This is a genomic window from Microcoleus pseudofavosus SVA1_A4, from assembly GCF_036700565.1.
In the GTDB taxonomy this organism is placed as follows: domain Bacteria; phylum Cyanobacteriota; class Cyanobacteriia; order Cyanobacteriales; family Microcoleaceae; genus Microcoleus.
In genome coordinates this window covers 1-1,519 of record NZ_JAUBPE010000186.1, presented here as the reverse complement: position 1 = coordinate 1,519, position 1,519 = coordinate 1, and the positions used below count along the sequence as shown (strand labels likewise).

The 1,519-nt window shown below is 40.8% G+C and carries 1 pseudogene; it reads right to left on the bottom strand.

Features of this window, described 5'->3' with window-relative positions:
- Positions 1–96: 96 nt before the first annotated feature.
- A pseudogene (locus QUA02_RS33365) lies at positions 97–1,316 on the bottom strand (ISAs1 family transposase).
- Positions 1,317–1,519: the final 203 nt, after the last annotated feature.

Genomic DNA, 1,519 nt, shown 5'->3' with positions numbered 1-1,519 from the left:
AAGCTAATAGTCGATCTCGAAAATTGTCAAAATTAACAAATCCATAGGCTTGACGTTTAATCAGTTTGAGGCGATTGCAGGGTAAGAGCATCTCAATCAGTCTTGACAAAAGGATTTGAGAAGAAGCATCATGTATTCATCATTCATTGCAGCCCGTTTCCTTTTCTGTCGCAAACTACGCTTGAGAGTAGTTTCTTGATTTACAGCATTCAGGGACATCCGTCTAATAACAGCCAAGTTTCGAGGGCTATTCAACGACCGAATGCGAGATCGATCTTCATTGAAAGTGACATCTAAAATCCAATGTTCTTGATTTTCAATGCTCCAATGTTGACGAATAGTGTGACCATTCCGCTTTAGCATCTACGGGTAAGGAACTTAGGTAAAATTGTACTTCATGAGTGGTTTTGTTCCACAGATAACGGAAACGTTCTACTATAACAATAGTCTGAATATCTGTCCAGTCTTCTTGTTTGTAGAGTCCCCCTAGAATCCCCACTGGAACCGCCCAAACTTTTCGAGTTTCGATTCGATGATGTGCTTTTTCCGTTCGGGAATCTTCACTCACTTCAATTCCCGCAAATTTGTTGGCTCTGGCTGTTTCAAACCAGGTCTTGACTTGTTTGTAAAGGGTTGGATGATTCTTTTTCAGAGTAACTACATAATCGGCTTTTTTTTGACGAATCAGCCGTACAATCTCGGTTTGAGTACCCATCGCATCCATCGTAATAATCGCTCCGGTGACATCGATTAATTCCAATAGGGCTGGGATAGCTGTGATTTCGTTGGAATGGTTTTCAACTTTAACTTGTCCAAGTACCAACCGATTTTTACTCGCCCACGCTGTCACTAAATGTAAATTCTTTTCCCCAGTTTTTCGGTCATAAGAACCTCGGAGACTTTTTCCATCAATCGGGATAACTTGTTCAACAACTGGCCCAATTAATTGTTTAACCCATTCAGTCAACTTCTGTTCTAAAACTTTCGGGTCTAGCTTTTCAAAAACTCGTCGGAAGGTATCATCGCTCGGGATGCCATTTGGTAAGTCTAAAAATTTTTGCAACCATTGCTGCTTACTGATTCCATAATTTTCCATGTCTTCCCATCCATCACCTCCAGCTATTGTAGATAATATAGCAATGACTAGAATGTCTTTAAGTAAGTGGCGTTTGGTTCGGTTCACTAGGAGGGTCGGGTACGTCATCAAAATAACTTGACAAGCTCCCTTGTAACTCTTGCATAGAGATCGGTGAGGGCTTCTTCAGTAGTTGCTTTGACTTCGACGTTGGCCGGGCGGGCAGGAATCCTTTATCCATTGAGTTTTACCGCTTGATGACTTAGCTTTTAAGGCATTATAGAATTGCTAATACGTAAATACCACGTTTTCTGTATTTGTCTTTTTGTCAAGTACAATTTATACCAAATTAGATGAGCTTACCCTGGAGGCGATTGTTGATTCCCTCCATCACACCACTCGTTGTTCGGTTCAAGAAATAGTTACAAATTCCATCGATATGAT